This is a genomic window from Bifidobacterium intestinale, from assembly GCF_023656765.1.
In the GTDB taxonomy this organism is placed as follows: Bacteria; Actinomycetota; Actinomycetes; order Actinomycetales; family Bifidobacteriaceae; genus Bifidobacterium; species Bifidobacterium hominis.
This window is the reverse complement of the sequence record NZ_JAMOKR010000002.1, coordinates 363,404-379,231: the sequence shown is the minus strand read 5'-3', so window position 1 is coordinate 379,231 and position 15,828 is coordinate 363,404. Positions and strand designations below refer to the sequence as shown.

Here is a 15,828-nt window from a genome sequence, read left to right as displayed (position 1 = left end):
ATGGCAACGTCGCCCGTCTATTTCGGGATTTGCAACGTTGCAAATTCTGTTAGGCATATGAGCGTCCTGCCCTGCCATATACATCACCCATGTTTGGCGATTTCTCATATCGGTCGGCAAAAATCCGAAGCAACATCACCGCGTTCAAGCCGACAAGAACAAGCTGTAGAGAGTTTAAAAGAAGAGCAATCGTGCCCCTGCTCCATCTTGAGCAGGGACACGATTATGCGATGCTATTTGGTTTCGCGGACCCAGACCTGCATCTGGCCTTCGGCGCGGTTGCACCATGCATAGTACGGAATCATGGTGAGGGTTTCCTCACGCTCCGTAAGCGGTGCATCCACGGCACGGTACTGGTCGTCGGTCGGGGATTCCAAGCGGCTGCCCTTGACCTTGAGCACCTCGACGCCATCCAGCAGATCCGGTTCGTAAGACTCGGACACGTTGGCATCCGCGCTCATGCCATCCAGCCACAGCGGGCCTTCGTTGTCGACCTGTTCCATGCAGAACACGATCGGGCCACGGGCCACGGCCAGCTTGCCGATGTCGGCACGCACACGCAGCGAGGCACGAACGCGACGCACGGACATGTCGAGCACCAAATGGATTTCGGTGTCAGCGGCGGAGGCATCGACGGTCACGAAACCATCGACCACCGGGAGCTCGACGGCTTCGCCGTTGACTTCCAGCGTATAGTCCTTGGACCACTGCGGAATGCGGACGGCCACCTTCTTGTCCAGGCCATTCGGGTTGGACACGTGGAAGGTGATGTCGCCGCTCCACGGGTATTCGTCACCGGCCTGGGTCTGCTCGATGGTGAAGCCATCTTCGAATTCGGTCTTGTTGGCCACGAACTGGTGGGCGTACACCGTCTTGCCGTCATTCGAAACCGTGTACAGGTACTGGTCGAGGGATGTGATTAGACGGCCCAGGTTGGCCGGGCAGCAGGCGCAGTCGAACCAGCCGGCGCGGCGGGTAAGAATATGCGCCTTGGTTGGGTTGCCCTTCGACGCTGCGGGATCGGCTTCCAGCGGGTTGACGTAGAAGTAGCGGGTGCCGTCCAGCTGTACACCGGAAAGCACGCCGTTGAACAGTTCCTTCTCCATCACGTCGGCCACGGAGCCGCGCGGCTTGGTCTCCATCAGGGACTTGCCGTAGAACAGCATGGCGACGGATGCGCAGGTCTCTCCATACACCAAGTCGTTCGGCAGATCATCGTCAAAGCTAAAGGATTCGCCGACCTGGCAGGAGCCAACGGCGCCGGTGATGTACATGCGGTGCTTGACGATGTTGGTCCACAGACGCTCGGCGGTGTCGAGCATCTTCTGGTCGTTCAGCAGACGGCCAACCTTGGAGACGGCGGCGGCCAAGTACAGCAGGCGCACGGCGTGGCCTTCGGCATGCTGCTTGTCGAGGATCGGCTCGTCCTGCACGAAGTACTTGAGCGGCATGTGCAGGTCGGTGTAGAACTGCGGACCGCCGGCGGCGTCCTGCTCGTCGAAGAACTCCGGGTCGGTGCCGCGCACGCGGATGAACCATGCGGCCAGATCGAGCCAGCGGCGTTCGCCGGTCGCCTCGTACAGGCGAGCCAGGGCAAGCTCAATTTCCGGGTGCCCGTCCGGGCCGTGCACCTGGCCTTCGCCATCACCGAAATTATGGCCGATGCAATTCGCCACGCGTTCGGCGATGTCCAGGGCACGCTTGGAGCCGGTGACCTCGTAATGGGCCACGGCGGCTTCGATGAAATGGCCCATGGTGTAGAGCTCATGGCTCCAGCGCAAGCCTTTGAAGCGCTTCTCGGCAGGTAGATCCAGCTCGAACTTGGTGTCGAGGTACCCATCTTCGTCCTGAGCGCCTTCGAACAGTTCGATGGCCTCGTTCACGTGGGCTTCGAGCTCGTCGACGTTCAGACCGGCGTTCTTGCGGCGCAGCGCATAGCTGGCGGCCTCAAGCCACTTCGATACGTCGGTGTCCTGGAACGGCTGGCCGGAGAACACGCCTTCCTCGCGGCCTGCGGCGATACGTAGATTACGAAGCGAGTGGCTGAACTGACTGCCGTTCTCGCCCCATGCCGCGCCTTCCGGCACATCGACGGGCACTTCGTCGTTCAGCGCACGCCACTGGTATGGCAGCGCGTTTTCGACGGTCATATTGAGGTATCGAGTCCAGAAACGTGACGTGATATTCACATTCAGAGCCTGGGCTTGGTTAGTCATTTCGATTCCTTTGTTGTTGGTTGGAAAACTTGGTGCGAAGAAATGTCAGTCCTTCATGCCGCTGGTCTTGATGCCTTCGGTGATGTACTTCGAGCAGCAGATGTACAGCAGCGCGGGAGGAATGATCATCAGCATGGAGAACGCCATCTGCAGGTTCCACATAGTCTTAGAAGCACCTGCCGAGGTCTCGACAAAGGATGTGAGAACACCCAAAGTCAGCGGCTTGAGGTCTTCGGAGTTGATGTATACCAGCGGAGAGAACAGTTCGTTCCACCAGAAGCTGGCAGACATGATGCCGACGGTAATGAAAATCGGTTTACCGAGCGGCACGATGACTTTCCAGAATGCCTGCCAACGGCTGCATCCATCCAGCATTGCGGCTTCATCGATTGAATCAGGTATCGAAACGAAGAACTGCCGGAAAAGGAAGACGTTGTACGGCTGAGCGAAGAAGCTCGGGAGGATCAGCGGCCAGAAGGAGTCCAACATACCGAAGTTGCGGAACAGGAGGTACTGCGGAATGACCAGTGCCGCGGACGGCACCATCATGGTCGCCAAGATGATGGCGAATACAACACCACGCCCCTTGAAGTTCATACGAGCCAGCGGATAGGCAACGATGGAGCTGGTCAGCAGTGTACCGACAGTGTTCAGCACTACAAGAATCAAAGTGTTGCGCAAGTACAGAATAGTATTGGGATTTTCTAGCACCTTGACATAGTTACCCCATTGCGGATCCTTCGGGAAGAACTCCGGAGGCCATGCCGAAATGCCGGTAATGGTTTTCAAAGAGTTAACGAAAATCCAATAAATCGGGAAGAACATGAACAGTGCCATGATGATCATCACGACATACTGTAGGACTTTCACATATTTCGGAGTATGCAGTTCCATTTTCGTGTCTCCTTTTACTGACGATCCATAAGCTTGAACTGCAGAGCGCTGATCACGCCGACGATGATGAACAGAATCACCGCAAGAGCCGAAGCCTGACCCATATTGAAGCTCTTGAATGCCTTGTCGTAGATCAACAGGCCGATGACCTTGGTGGCGTTGCCTGGACCGCCGCCAGTCAACGGGTACAGCAGCGAGAACGCGCTGTTGAACGAATTGACCGTGCAAGAAACGACATTGAACAGCATCATTGGAGCAATGCCCGGGATGGTGACATTGACGAAGCGCTTCCATGCGCCTGCGCCGTCAAGCGCTGCGGCCTCATACAGTTCCTGCGGCACATCTTTGAGCGCTGCGGAAAAGACAAGCATCTGCTGGCCGGTCTGGAAGGTGAATACCGAGGCAACGGCTACAAGCACCCACACAAAAGTCTGGCTACCGGACCAGTTCGGAGGGTTCTGCACACCCATCGATTTCAGTACATAATTGATGATGCCCAGCTGCGGGTTGAACATCAGAACCAAGCATCCCGCCATGACCACGGACGGCATGATGGTCGGTACGTAGTAGAAGAACTGGAACAGTCCCTTGAAACGTACCTTGAAATTAAGCAGAATAGCGAGCAGCAGGGAAAAGAGGATAGACACCGACACGTTGATAACGGTGAAGATCGCTGTTGCCAACAAGGTCTGCCCGAGCTCGCCGTTGCCCGAAAGCATGTCCTTGTAATTCTGCAGGCCCACAAATTGCGGGTCTCCCATCAGATTCCACTTGGTAAGACTCAGATAAAAGCTGAAAGCCAACGGAAATGCGCTGAAAATGAGGAATCCGATGATCCAGGGGCTGAGGAAACCCCATGCTGCTCCCGCATCCGAGCGTATCTTGCCCGAAGACTTCGCGGTTTTCTTGGAGATTGACATTTGAATGCCCCTCTGCGATTGGGAAATGGTTGGTTACGATACGTATACTGCTTGGAGATTGATTGGCGGCTCCCATTACTGGAAGTCATGAGAGCCGCCAATCAAGAAACAGAAAAAGTAGATTGATATTGCTTTATAGGCTTGCCTTCTTATTGCGCGTCGGTAATTTCCTTATTGGCCTTGGCCACTTGTGTCCCAGTCACTTCACTCAACGAAGTCTGGCCAAGAACATATGCATTGAACTGGTCATACAGGTTGAATGTTGGAGTTGAGGCCACCAGCGTGTATCCAAGCTTTGCTTCCTTAGCAGAGGCTTCCAGGCTGTTCCAGTTGCTCGGGCCGTTCTTACCCTGCACCTTGTAGTAGCCGTCAGCCATCATGGACTGGAAGGCAGGAGTATTGCCCAGGCTCTGGGACATCGACTTCTGGCCTTCCTTGCTCATCAGGAACTTGACCAGCTTCTCTGCAGCTGCAGAATGCTTGGTCTTGGCGTTGATGGCCCAGAAAGAGGTGTGCAGTGAGTTGTACTTCTTGGCGCCAGGAGCGGTTGGAATCGTGGCGATATCCCACTTGAAGTCAACATCCTTGTAGGTGCTAACCAGCCAGGTCCCGCCCAAGGTCATTGCTGCTTTACCGGCCGCGAACATATCAGAAACCTTAGAACCGGAAGCCGGCTGCGGCTGCCACTTGTTGTCCACAAGATTCTTCTGGAATTCGAGGGTCTTCTTCAAACCATTACCGAAAGAGAGCTTGCCATTGTCGACCACCTTGTCACCGGCGGCGCCGATCAGGGAGTACCATACGCCGTTGAAGGTTGGGGAGTCGGAACCGTACTGGGATCCATCGGCCTTGGTCAGCTTCTCAGCTGCGGCGGTGTAGTCGTCCCAGGTCCAGTCATCGGTCGGATACGCGACGCCAGCGGCATCGAACATATCTTTGTTGTAGTACATGATTTCGGTGGCGAAGCCTTGCGGGAATCCGTAGTAACCGTCCATTTGGTTGGTGATATCAGTGACGGCCGGCTGGAAATCGCTCTTGTCGATGCCCAGATCCTTCAGCTTGTCATCAAGCTTCATGGTCACACCGTTCTTAGCGAAGCGAACGTAATCCGCTTCCTGGGTCAGCATGACGTCCGGAGCGGTACCGCCAACAATCATCTGATTGAGTTTGGTGTTGTAGTCGTCTCCAGGAACGCGAATCTGCTTGACTTTGATATCCGGATTAGCCTTGATGAAATCCTTGATGGGCTGCATCTCGTCGTCCCAGTAGGAAACAGTTAACGTGTTGTCATCACTCGAAGAGCTGTTCGAAGAACCGCAGGCTGCGGTGCCCATCAGCGTCGCAACAGCCGCAACACCGGCCACAAGACGCATAACAGTACGCTTGGCATTCGTGTTCATTGATATTTCCTTTCTTCCAGTACCACTCTCATCTTTGAAACTCAACTTTGAGGAAGTGGCTTGTTGCTGTTGACTTCAACAATAAAAAACGCACATGCTTCCATGTGCGGTATTTGCACGACACGGAAACGTTTCCTAGAATTGCCCCATGACTAAACGCATCACACTAGACGACATCGCAGCCGCCGCACACGTATCGAAGGCCACTGTTTCCAAGGCTTTGAACGACACAGGTCAGCTCTCCGCACATACACGAAGACTTATTCTCGAAACAGCCGATGAGCTTGGGTATGTCAAAACAGCCAATGTTCAGACACCACGTTGCAAAACCGGACTCATCGGTCTGGTGACCTCTGACCTTGAAGGCAGATTCTCCAATCCAGCGCTTATCGGCGCGGAAAACACCCTGGGCAGCACCAATCACGCCGTGCTGCTTACCAATTCCAGAGGCGATCCAAAACTCGAACGGGCGCATATCGATCAATTGGCGGCAAGACGAGTTGACGGGCTGCTCATGCTTGGTGGGGAAACAGATAGCAGACCGCCGTTGAAGCCAAATACCGCATTGGGAATCCCAATCGTATACGCTTACGCCCCATCCAACAATCCCGAAGACTGCTCGGTGACATGTGACAATGTCGCAGCCGGCGCAATGGCCATTGATCATTTACTGTTACGTGGTCGACGGCATATCGCCATTGTCTCAGGACCGGAGCACTATACAGCCACCAAAGATCGGCTTGCCGGAGCCCGTAAGGCACTAAAACAAAGCGGCCTTCAACTGGCGGCACCAGTCTGCTACGGCAACTGGCATGAGTCATGGGGACGCACAGCCGCACAGTTGTTGCTTAGCAAAGGCGTTCGCATCGACGGCATCTACTGCCTCAACGACATGCTTGCACGCGGAGTCATCGAGACACTGCTCGCCCAAGGTATACGTGTGCCAGAGGATATCGCGGTTATCGGTCATGACAATTGGCAGGTCACCGCCACCGAATGCCGCGTGCCGATCACCTCGTTCGACAACAATCTGCAGGAAATCGGCAGACGCGCCGCCCGGCATCTGCTGGACGCCATCAATGGCAATCCTCACCATGGCACGACATATATCGGCTGCTCGTTGATAGTAAGAAAATCAACAACGGCATAATTTCTCATTCGCAAAAGAGGCGTCTGCAATGCCATGACCGTGCATTGCAGACGCCTCATCGGGGAAGGAAGGGAAAGGAAAGTATCAGTTGAAATTCACCTCGAATGTTCGAGACACATAGCCGCCATCGGACGGAACGGTAACCACAAGCTCTCCGGATGCGGCATCCCAGTGGACTGGCCACTGCGCATACCCATCAACCGGATACACTGCGGAAACCTCACCGGCACGCCCAGTCCAACGATCAAGATGCAGACGCACGTCGCCACCCTCACTGTCACGACTCCACACCGTGGCCAGCGCACGATCGCCGGCATCCAGGCCAAGCGCAAGCACCTTATCGTTCCAGCCAGGCAGTCCCATCGGCCAGAACGGCTTGGATTCACCGATCACCGGCTGTACATGCTTCTTGTAGGCGTTCACGCCTTCCTGTACCCAGGCGAGTTGCCGCTCGTTCATGCGGTTCAGGTACCCAGACAGGAAGAACCGCCCTAAGAATGTGGTGTTGATGTTGAATGCGGTTTCTTCGGCCCCCATATCGGATTGCGGGTACGCCCAGCTGGCGGCTTGTTCAGGCAATACCATCATCGGCGAGGCCGCAGCGATGACCGGGTACAGACGGAAATCCTGCTGATCGGACGTGGATTGCACCTGAAAGCGGGATGTCTGCGCGAAATCCTCACGCATGCCGCCGGACGAGCAGTTCTCCAGAATCACATCTGGGTAGCGCTCCCGCAAACCATCAATCCAATCGCTGTAAGCACGGTTATGACCGAGCAGACCGGCACCGGGGGCGTCGGCGTCATAATCGGTGCCAGCACCTGGAGAGACATTGTAATCAAACTTGAAGTAACCAATGCCGTATTCGCCGACCAAACGGTCGATTACCGAATCGAGATGCCTACGCGCCGCTGGATCGCGCAAGTCAAGCAGATAGCGTTCCTGCTCCACCACGCGTTTTCCATGCCGCTGGAAGAACGCGGAATCCGGCAGCTTCTGCGCCATGGGTGACTTCACGCCGATGACCTCCGGCTCGATCCAGATGCCCGGAATCATGCCGGCGTCCTTGATGGCGTCGATGACTTCGACAATGCCCTTCTCACCAGGGAAGCGGGTCTTGGACGGCATCCACTCGCCGACAGACGGCCACCAATTGCCGGTATCGTCGTACCAACCACAGTCGATGACGAAGATCTCGATGCCCGCCTTACCTGCGGCTTCGATCAGCGGCAGCTCCTTCTCGGTGGTCGGATCGCCATAGATGGTGTTCATGTAGTCGTTGAACACCACGCTCGGTTCGACGTTGTCGACGTGCGGCGAGCGCACTTCGCGGCGATAGTCGGTAACGTTGGCGATTACGCCGTCGAATTCGTGGGCGATGGTGAAGGATGCCGGAACAGTGGTGAACGATTCCCCCAAATGCAGTTCTTTGAACCATGCATGGTTCTCGTTGGTCGGGCCGGACAGTGCCACGCAGCCGTCCGCGGTGTTGTCCTGCACGTCCCAGCGCCAAGCACCGTTGTGCTCTATCTGGAACAGCCATGCCAGCTTCATTGCTTTGGATTCGAGAATGGCCAGGGGCACATTGGTGCCGGTGGACCAGGTGCCGGTGGATACGACCTGATGGCTTTGCCTTGGATCGACATTGGTAAGTTCCTGGCCGATGGCCGGCAGCAGTTCGCGCAGACTCTTACGGCTCCACCGTCCCTCGGCGAGCCAATCGAAACGCCCTTCGAGCAAGTCCCAATGTTCCAAACCGGATTCGGTGCCTTCATCGGCATTTGCCGGAATGCCAAATGTGCTGCTCCAGCTGGTAACAGAATCGAGCAGCACCGGCTCAAGCCCCATATTGGTGACGGTCACATCGGTCTGCACCATCGGCGAGCGCTCGTCAACGCTGTAGCGGACAGCCACTTCGAGATCGCGATCTTCATCTTCCAGCACGATCTTCAACTCGCTGCGATACCCAGTGGTGTTGGTCTGATGGCTGCTATAGCGCAGTTCTCGCCCGATAACGGTATGCGTAAGTTTGTTACAGGAAATCATGTGACCTGTGTCGGTGGTCATGACCTCCGCAATCGGAGTGCTTTCGGGGAATTGCACACTGACACCATTAATTTCAAGAGCGCGCATAACAACAGGCTGGCCATCCGCGTATTCGAACGCCATGGACACCGGGCCCGCATTCCATGTGAGGGTTTGGGACATCATTATCTCCATTACAGTTGCTGATCCGCGGTTTCAGCATATTCCTTGGAAGGAGGAGGATCATATGCTGAAACCGTTTATGCGTACACATATAAGGTATGCGAACACAACAAGACGCAAGCGTTTAAACCAGCTAACCGGAAACATTTCTTTCGAAGCAATCTCAGCATGACCATAAACAAATCGATCCATGCAAAACCCGTTCCGCGCGCACCGCTCTTCCCCTTGCTGCATCAGCCCATCCAATACGAAAAGGCCCGTCCGCAATGGACGGGCCTTGCCATCGGATGGGTCTGCCTACGATTCAGACAGCTTCAGGCAGCTCTGTCGAAAATCAGAGCTCGCCGCCTTCGACCACGATGTCATTGGGATCGACATCGGAACCGTACACCGGCTTCAGGGTCTGCTCGTAATCCTTGTGGAAGAAGTTCTCCTTACCCAACTTCACGATTTCGTCGTTCAGCCAGTTGAGCAGCTCCTTGTTGCCCTTCTGTACAGCCGGAGCGATGGTGTCCTCATCACCAAGTTTGGTGATGCCCACCTTGAAACCCTTGTTGGACTTGGCCCAAGCCAGTACCTCGGTGTTGTCGGTGGAGAAAGCGTCGCCACGACCGTCGAGCAGCGCATTGTAGGCGTCGGCGTACTGGTCGTACTTCTGCAGCTTGACATCGGGCTCGTTCTTCTCGAAGTAGCTTTCGGCGGTGGTGCCCTTGGCGATGATCAGCGTCTTGCCCTTAAGCTGGCTCACGTCAGTGATTTCGGCATTTTCCGGGGAAACCACGCCGAGTGCCACCTTCATGTACGGCTTGGCAAAATCGACCTTCTCCTTACGCTCGTCGGTGACGGTGAAGTTGGCCAGCGTGATGTCCACCTTGTTGGCGGTGAGCACGTCCACGCGGGCAGCCGGGTCAACGGAAGTGTACTTGACCTTCACGCCCAAATCCTTACCGAGGCGCTCGGCAAAGTAAACGTCGTAGCCGGCGTTTTTGCCTTCCTTGTCAATGTAGCCGAACGGAGCCTTGTCGGAGAACACGGCGACCTTGAGTTCGCCGGACTTCTTGATCTCATCCAAAGTGCGGGCGGTGGCGCTACTGCTGGAGCTGGAATCGTTGTTTGCGGAGCCTTCGTCGCTCGGAGTGGCCGCGGACGGGCCGCAAGCAGCCACCGAGACTGCCATGATCAACGCGGCCGATGCGGCCACGATGCTCTTGAATGTTTTGTTGATGATTGATGCGGTCATGGTTTCTCCTCTCTTGCAAAGATGACTGCTATCAAAATCTTGAATTGCACCGATCTTCGCCGATCTTCGCCATTGCCTGGATTATTCGGATTGATCGGCGGACTTGCGGTGCCTGTCGAATTCAAACGTGCGCAGGAACTGCTTGGCTCGTTCAGTGGTCGGATTCGTGAAGAATTGTTCAGCATTGTCAGATTGTTCCACAATGCCGCCGTCTTCAAGCAGGATCACCTGATCGGCGATGGCTCGCGCGAACTGCATTTCATGCGTCACGATGAGCATGGTTTGGCCGGAATCAGCGAGTTCGAGCATCACGTCAAGCACTTCGCGCACCATTTCCGGATCGAGCGCGGCGGTGACTTCGTCGAACAGCAGCACTTCCGGATGCAAAATCAGCGCACGGCAGATGGCCACGCGCTGGCGTTGGCCGCCGGAAAGCTCATGAGGCCAGGAATCCTTGCGGTCGGCAAGACCGACGCGTTCCAGAAGTTTGATCGCCTCCTGCTCGACTTCGGCCTTATCTCGCTTCTGCACCAAGGTCGGCGCCAGTGTGATGTTGCCAAGCACGGTTTTGTTGGGAAACAGGTCGTAGCTTTGGAACACCATGCCAACACGGGTACGCAGTTCGCTGCTGCGCTTGCTGCGGCCGGCGGATTCGGTGCCCGGCTTACCCGTTTCGATCACTTCGCCGTTCAGAGAAATGGTACCGCCCTGAATCGGCTCAAGGCCGGCGATGGTGCGCAACAACGTCGACTTGCCGGAGCCGGAAGGCCCGACGATCACAAACACCTTGCCATGCGGCACGTCGAACGAAATATCGTTCAATACCGGCTTGTCGGCATTGGCGTACTGTTTGACCAGATGCGCAATCTCAAGACTCGCCTGACCCACCTGAGCCTGCTTGCCTGTCGCGTCAGTCATGCGACCACCTCTTTTCCAGTCGGCGGGCCACGATGGACAGCGGCCAGCACACAATGAAGTACATGAAGAAAATCACCCCGTAAATCCACAGGGTTCCGGTCGGATATTGGAAACGGTTCGCGTCGATGATCTGCTGGCCCACTTTGATGACCTCGACCACGCCGAGAAGCACGGCCAACGATGTCGTTTTCACGATTCGTGTCGCCAGATTCACCGAAGCTGGCAGAAGCCTACGCAACGCTTGCGGCAGAATCACTTTGACGAACGTCTGCCAGCCACTCAACCCAAGCACATATGCGGACTCATACTGGGCTTTCGGAATCGACTCAAGCGCGCCACGCACCAAATCGCCCAATTCCGCGCCGCCCCACAGCACGAACACGAACACGCATGCGCCGGTTGCATCCAAATTCCAATTCCACGCACGGGCAAAGCCATAAAATGCGATGAACAGCAACGCCAATTGCGGCATGATACGAATGAAATCCAAATAAATCCTGGTCAACACACGAATGACAGGATTTTTCATCGTCATCAGCCAGCCGACAACCAATCCAACCGGCACGGAAAGACCCACCGACACACCGGCGATCCACACCGTAACCCACAGGCCCTGCAACAGGCGCGGAAACACGCCCGGCTCGAGCAGAATCTCAGCGCCGCTCATAGTCGAACCTCCGTTCCAGCCAAGTGCCGAACAATGAAATCGGCAGCAGAATCACCAGATATGCGACAACCAGCATCAACAACGCTTCATACGTGCTGTAATACATGCCGATCAGATCCTTGGCCATGTACATCACGTCGGCGAGCGCGATGGCCGACACGACGGACGATTCCTTGATCAGGAAGATCACGTTGGCCACAACGCCCGGAATGGACGTGCTGATGGCCTGCGGTATCACCACGCGGCTCAACGTCTGCCATTGGCTTAGGCCCAACACATACGCGGATTCGCGCTGCACGGTCGGAATGGTTTCGAGGCCGCCGCGCATCGCTTCGGCCATATACGAACCGCCAAGGAATCCGAGTCCCACGATCGCGCATTGTTCCGCGGACCAGACGACGCCAAGTTTCGGCAGACCGAAATACAGGAAATACAGTTGCACCAACAACGGCGTGTTACGGCTGAGTTCGATGTAGACGCGCACAATCTGCTTCAGCACTGGAATGCGCGCGATTTCAATGCTTGCGCAGATAAGTCCGACCACGATCGAAAGCACGATGCCGAACACGGAGATGAACAGCGTCATCTCCGCGCCGCTGACGAAGAACGGCGCGTAGTGCGTCACAAATGTCCAATCGAACACACGCGCCTCCCATCTTTCTCTTTAGGTTTTCGAATGCTCCACGGATCCCTCGGAACCTTTTCAGGCTTTTCCAGGCTTTCGCCGTGGATGCGCCCCATCGTACCGCGCAACAATCGCGGAACAGGCCACGTCGTTATCGGTTTTTCATATAAGCGTTTATCAGCTTCCGACAATACGTCCGGTGATCCTTTCACAGTATTGCACGCTGGCGTTTCCACTGTTCGCCCATATTGAAATGTGAAGATTGGGTATACCTTGCGAGAGAGTATGCACATGCTCATTCGACATGCAACGATGGAGGATTTGGACGCGATTGAGGCTGTGGAGGCTGCCTGTTTCCCACCTGCGGAGGCCGCAACGAACGAGAGCCTGACTGCACGCGTCGCCACATATCCGGAACATTTCTGGCTTTTGATCAACACTGATGCCGATGACGATGCCTGCTTCCCCGCTTCTGTGAAAGACGGCACACTGATTGGCTTCGTCAACGGTATGACGACCAATGAGAAGGATTTGGCTGACGTCATGTATGAGGATGTTTCCCTGCACGACGAACATGGCGATTGGCAGATGATCTTCGGCGTGGACGTGGCTCCCGTCTACCAGCATCGCGGTTGCGCCAGTTATCTGCTCCGTCGCGTGATTCTTGATTCGACGATTGCCGGGCGCAAAGGCATTGTGCTGACATGCAAGGAACGTCTTGTCGGCTTTTACGCCCGTCTGGGATTCGTGGACGAAGGCACGTCCGCTTCGACGCACGGCAATGTGGCGTGGCGTCAGATGCGCTTGACGTTGGCGCAATCTCCTTCTGAAGAAACGTTCGTCGAGTCCGATCCAGACGCAAAAACCATGGAAATTCCAGTGGTTTCAATCGCTAATTGATGGCGTGTCGTTTTCTCGCAACACCACTGCGACACGCCGACGATTTGCATTCCGCCGAAAATCCACGTAAGTTAGCACTCGCTTCGGGCGGTTGGCGCAGAGGTAGCGCACTTCCCTGACACGGAAGGGGTCACAAGTTCGAATCTTGTATCGCCCACGCGAAGCGGGTAACGAAGCCGGGAAACCGGCGGAATTATCCCACGGGTGATTGGCGCAGCGGCTAGCGCACTTCCTTCACACGGAAGGGGTCATAGGTTCGATTCCTATATCACCCACTGAATTTCCGCTTCTCACGGCGGAAGTTCTTTGCGGACATAGCTTAGTTGGTAAAGCGCAACCTTGCCAAGGTTGAGACCGCGGGTTCGAGTCCCGTTGTCCGCTCCATCAGAAAGCCCCACCGGATCGGTGGGGCTTTTCGTTTATCCGTTATCCGGTCTTTCCCGAACAGTCACTGCTCCCCCATACCATGCCAGGCGTAGTCGAGATGCATGAATTCGGGAACCTTGTACCATTTGACCGGATAGCCGGCTCCATGTGCGCAGAACACCGAATCCGGCGTGTTCTCCAAGTCGGATTCCGGCTCGTATGCGGACTGCTCAATCACCTCGTCGGCGTTGTGGCATGGCCTGTACCCTGCGAACACGCAACTCAAATGCCCACGCCCGTGCGTGTAGGCGTTCACATCCATCGCATAATCTCGCATTTGGGCAACCGGCGCCTCACCTTCAAGCACCATATATTCACCATCGCCGGAAGGCGTGTCAAACGAGCCGCTCATACGCTGTATGTCGGCCATCGCATGGCCGACCATATCTTGCGGAACCTCCAAGCGGAAGCCATACCACGGCTCCAGCAAACGGCAGTCGCCGCGTTCCTTCGCTTCCATCAAGCCTTGCCGAATCGCACGATACGTGGCCTGGCGGAAATCGCCCCCTTCCGTATGTTTCAAATGCGCACGGCCAACCAGCAATGTGATCTTCATATCGGTAATTGGAGAGCCGGTAAGCACACCCAAATGTTCACGTTCCCGACAATGCTGCAGAATCAGCCTCTGCCAGTTACGGTCAAGCACATCCTCGCTGCATACGCTCGCGAACCTCATGCCGATACCGGCAGGCAATGGCTCGAGAAGCACATGTGTTTCCGCATAATGACGCAACGGTTCAAAATGGCCCACACCCTCAACCGGATGCGCGATCGTCTCCTTATATAAGATGCCGCCCGGTCCGAATGACACGTCCAAACCGAACCGGTCGTGCATCATCTGCTGGATGACCTCCAACTGCACCGCACCCATCAATTGCAGATGAACTTCCTCAAGATGCGGCTGCCACACCACATGCAGCAACGGATCCTCATCTTCAAGCTCGCGCAACGCAACCAAGCAAGCGTGAATATCGCACTCCCCCGGCAGCAACGTGTACGTAAGTACCGGCTGAAGCACCGGATTTACGCCGTCAGGCTCTTTCCCGAGTCCAGCACCGGGAAATGTTCGTGTCAAGCCCGTAACGGCACACACGGTGCCAGCAACAACCGAATCGACCGTAGTGAATTTCGCGCCGGAATACACACGCACCTGATCGGCCTTCTCATGCCACATACCATCGTCGTCGATTTTCGACTCGCCAAGGTCAGCGCCAACCCGCGCAGTGCCGGAAAGCATCGTCTTCGCCTTGAATTCACCACCCGTTACCTTAAGCCATGTCAGGCGATTGCCTTGCGCATCGTGCGATACCTTATATATACGCGCACCGAATTCGCTGTCGTACTCCGGCTCGCGCACATACCGCTCGAATCCTGCGACGAACTCGTCAATACCGTCCATTTTCAGCGCGGATCCGAAGAAACACGGGAACAAGACACGATCAGCAATCATCTCACGAATGGTTTCATCCTGAATCGTTCCGCTTTCCAAATACAATTCCATGGCGGTTTCGCTTTGCATGGCGATATCTTCCATAACATCGGCAAGCGCCGCATTGTCATCATGTGCTCCGGTGAAATCGATGCAGCCATCCGAGAAACGCTTCTTCAGCTGATTGAGCAGTTTCGTTTTGTCAGCTGCGGGAGCATCCATTTTATTGATGAAGATGAAAGTGGGCACGTTGTAACGTTTCAGCAATCGCCATAATGTTTCGGTATGCCCTTGGATGCCATCAGCACCGGAAATGACCAGAATCGCATAATCGAGCACGGCGAGGGTTCGTTCCATTTCCGCCGAAAAATCGACGTGTCCCGGAGTATCAAGCAAGGTGAGAGTGAGGTTCGGCGTGGCGATGATCGCCGGTTCGGTGAAGATGGTGATGCCTCGCTGCCGTTCCATCGTGTTGGTGTCGAGAAACGCGTCGCCATGGTCGACACGGCCGAGTTTGCGTACGTTGCCCGTGGTATACAGCAACGCTTCCGACAGCGTGGTTTTGCCGGCGTCAACATGCGCCAGAATGCCGGTGACGATTCGTTTCATGGGCTCCTCCCATTGCCGAGCTACCGCCGAAGCAGCAGCCTATCGATATACGAAAGCCCTTACGTCTATTGACGTAAGGGCTTGGTGGTGACCCCGGGGAGACTCGAACTCCCGACCTTGAGATTAGAAGTCACATGCTCTATCCAGCTGAGCTACAGGGCCAAACTCGATTCAGTATAGTCAGTTCACGCGTTCTTGCCAACTTGAACGCGCGGAACACGACCAT

Annotated in this window: 12 protein-coding genes and 4 tRNA genes; 5 read left to right on the top strand and 11 right to left on the bottom strand. The window is 55.6% G+C overall.

Going from position 1 to position 15,828, the window contains the following annotated elements:
• Window positions 1–233: 233 nt before the first annotated feature.
• From NBH13_RS04495 to NBH13_RS04480, 4 genes are all read right to left on the bottom strand, one after another.
• Window positions 234–2,216, bottom strand: a complete 1,983-nt coding sequence (locus NBH13_RS04495) for a glycoside hydrolase family 127 protein (RefSeq protein ID WP_003836384.1) — start codon at window positions 2,214–2,216, stop codon at window positions 234–236.
• Window positions 2,217–2,261: 45 nt separating this feature from the next.
• The gene (locus tag NBH13_RS04490) at window positions 2,262–3,110 is read right to left on the bottom strand and encodes a carbohydrate ABC transporter permease (RefSeq protein ID WP_003808530.1); all 849 of its coding nucleotides are present in this window, start codon (window positions 3,108–3,110) and stop codon (window positions 2,262–2,264) included.
• A 14-nt stretch (window positions 3,111–3,124) separates the two neighbouring features.
• The gene (locus NBH13_RS04485) at window positions 3,125–4,030 is read right to left on the bottom strand and encodes a carbohydrate ABC transporter permease (RefSeq protein WP_117664617.1); all 906 of its coding nucleotides are present in this window, start codon (window positions 4,028–4,030) and stop codon (window positions 3,125–3,127) included.
• Between the two features lie 149 nt (window positions 4,031–4,179).
• A complete protein-coding gene (locus NBH13_RS04480; protein WP_250779115.1) occupies window positions 4,180–5,430 on the bottom strand; it encodes an ABC transporter substrate-binding protein in 1,251 nt (416 codons plus the stop codon).
• Between the two features lie 148 nt (window positions 5,431–5,578).
• Here NBH13_RS04480 and NBH13_RS04475 point away from each other — a divergent pair, with 148 nt between their 5' ends.
• On the top strand, window positions 5,579–6,580 hold the full coding sequence (locus NBH13_RS04475) for a LacI family DNA-binding transcriptional regulator (protein ID WP_126016089.1): 1,002 nt from the start codon (window positions 5,579–5,581) through the stop codon (window positions 6,578–6,580).
• An 84-nt stretch (window positions 6,581–6,664) separates the two neighbouring features.
• Here NBH13_RS04475 and NBH13_RS04470 read toward each other — a convergent pair whose 3' ends face one another.
• The 5 genes from NBH13_RS04470 to NBH13_RS04450 form a co-directional block, all read right to left on the bottom strand.
• Window positions 6,665–8,791, bottom strand: coding sequence for an alpha-galactosidase (locus tag NBH13_RS04470; RefSeq protein WP_231858082.1), 2,127 nt, complete (start codon window positions 8,789–8,791; stop codon window positions 6,665–6,667).
• A gap of 331 nt (window positions 8,792–9,122) precedes the next feature.
• Window positions 9,123–10,028: a cysteine ABC transporter substrate-binding protein gene (locus tag NBH13_RS04465; protein ID WP_126016087.1), complete on the bottom strand. Its 906-nt coding sequence runs from the start codon at window positions 10,026–10,028 to the stop codon at window positions 9,123–9,125.
• Between the two features lie 81 nt (window positions 10,029–10,109).
• Window positions 10,110–10,946 (bottom strand): amino acid ABC transporter ATP-binding protein, encoded by an 837-nt coding sequence (locus NBH13_RS04460; protein WP_003836374.1) that lies wholly within the window; start codon window positions 10,944–10,946, stop codon window positions 10,110–10,112.
• Window positions 10,939–11,613 (bottom strand): amino acid ABC transporter permease, encoded by a 675-nt coding sequence (locus NBH13_RS04455; RefSeq protein ID WP_033501376.1) that lies wholly within the window; start codon window positions 11,611–11,613, stop codon window positions 10,939–10,941. Before NBH13_RS04455 ends, NBH13_RS04460 begins: the two co-directional genes overlap by 8 nt.
• Window positions 11,600–12,256 carry an amino acid ABC transporter permease gene (locus NBH13_RS04450; protein ID WP_117664623.1) on the bottom strand — a complete coding sequence of 219 codons (657 nt, stop codon included), beginning with the start codon at window positions 12,254–12,256 and terminating at the stop codon, window positions 11,600–11,602. Before NBH13_RS04450 ends, NBH13_RS04455 begins: the two co-directional genes overlap by 14 nt.
• Window positions 12,257–12,529: 273 nt before the next feature.
• Between NBH13_RS04450 and NBH13_RS04445 the strand changes: the two genes are divergently transcribed.
• The 4 genes from NBH13_RS04445 (at window position 12,530) to NBH13_RS04430 (ending at window position 13,522) form a co-directional block, all read left to right on the top strand.
• The gene (locus tag NBH13_RS04445; protein WP_233432610.1) at window positions 12,530–13,138 is read left to right on the top strand and encodes a GNAT family N-acetyltransferase; all 609 of its coding nucleotides are present in this window, start codon (window positions 12,530–12,532) and stop codon (window positions 13,136–13,138) included.
• 85 nt (window positions 13,139–13,223) lie between these two features.
• Window positions 13,224–13,295: transfer RNA gene (locus NBH13_RS04440), tRNA-Val, on the top strand.
• 45 nt (window positions 13,296–13,340) lie between these two features.
• A tRNA-Val gene (locus NBH13_RS04435) sits at window positions 13,341–13,413 on the top strand.
• A 33-nt stretch (window positions 13,414–13,446) separates the two neighbouring features.
• Window positions 13,447–13,522: transfer RNA gene (locus tag NBH13_RS04430), tRNA-Gly, on the top strand.
• Window positions 13,523–13,586: 64 nt separating this feature from the next.
• On the opposite strand, the gene NBH13_RS04425 is transcribed toward NBH13_RS04430, so the two are convergent.
• Complete coding sequence (locus NBH13_RS04425) at window positions 13,587–15,602, bottom strand: elongation factor G (protein ID WP_250779114.1); 2,016 nt, start codon at window positions 15,600–15,602, stop codon at window positions 13,587–13,589.
• A gap of 85 nt (window positions 15,603–15,687) precedes the next feature.
• Window positions 15,688–15,764, bottom strand: a tRNA-Arg gene (locus NBH13_RS04420).
• Window positions 15,765–15,828 lie beyond the last annotated feature (64 nt).

What these genes read in the sequence shown, in the direction of transcription:
- NBH13_RS04495 (WP_003836384.1), bottom strand. Translation starts at nt 2,216, where the DNA reads ATGACTAACCAAGCCCAGGCTCTGAATGTGAATATCACGTCACGTTTC.
- NBH13_RS04490 (WP_003808530.1), bottom strand. Translation starts at nt 3,110, where the DNA reads ATGGAACTGCATACTCCGAAATATGTGAAAGTCCTACAGTATGTCGTG.
- NBH13_RS04485 (WP_117664617.1), bottom strand. Translation starts at nt 4,030, where the DNA reads ATGTCAATCTCCAAGAAAACCGCGAAGTCTTCGGGCAAGATACGCTCG.
- NBH13_RS04480 (WP_250779115.1), bottom strand. Translation starts at nt 5,430, where the DNA reads ATGAACACGAATGCCAAGCGTACTGTTATGCGTCTTGTGGCCGGTGTT.
- NBH13_RS04475 (WP_126016089.1), top strand. Translation starts at nt 5,579, where the DNA reads ATGACTAAACGCATCACACTAGACGACATCGCAGCCGCCGCACACGTA.
- NBH13_RS04470 (WP_231858082.1), bottom strand. Translation starts at nt 8,791, where the DNA reads ATGATGTCCCAAACCCTCACATGGAATGCGGGCCCGGTGTCCATGGCG.
- NBH13_RS04465 (WP_126016087.1), bottom strand. Translation starts at nt 10,028, where the DNA reads ATGACCGCATCAATCATCAACAAAACATTCAAGAGCATCGTGGCCGCA.
- NBH13_RS04460 (WP_003836374.1), bottom strand. Translation starts at nt 10,946, where the DNA reads ATGACTGACGCGACAGGCAAGCAGGCTCAGGTGGGTCAGGCGAGTCTT.
- NBH13_RS04455 (WP_033501376.1), bottom strand. Translation starts at nt 11,613, where the DNA reads ATGAGCGGCGCTGAGATTCTGCTCGAGCCGGGCGTGTTTCCGCGCCTG.
- NBH13_RS04445 (WP_233432610.1), top strand. Translation starts at nt 12,530, where the DNA reads ATGCTCATTCGACATGCAACGATGGAGGATTTGGACGCGATTGAGGCT.
- NBH13_RS04425 (WP_250779114.1), bottom strand. Translation starts at nt 15,602, where the DNA reads ATGAAACGAATCGTCACCGGCATTCTGGCGCATGTTGACGCCGGCAAA.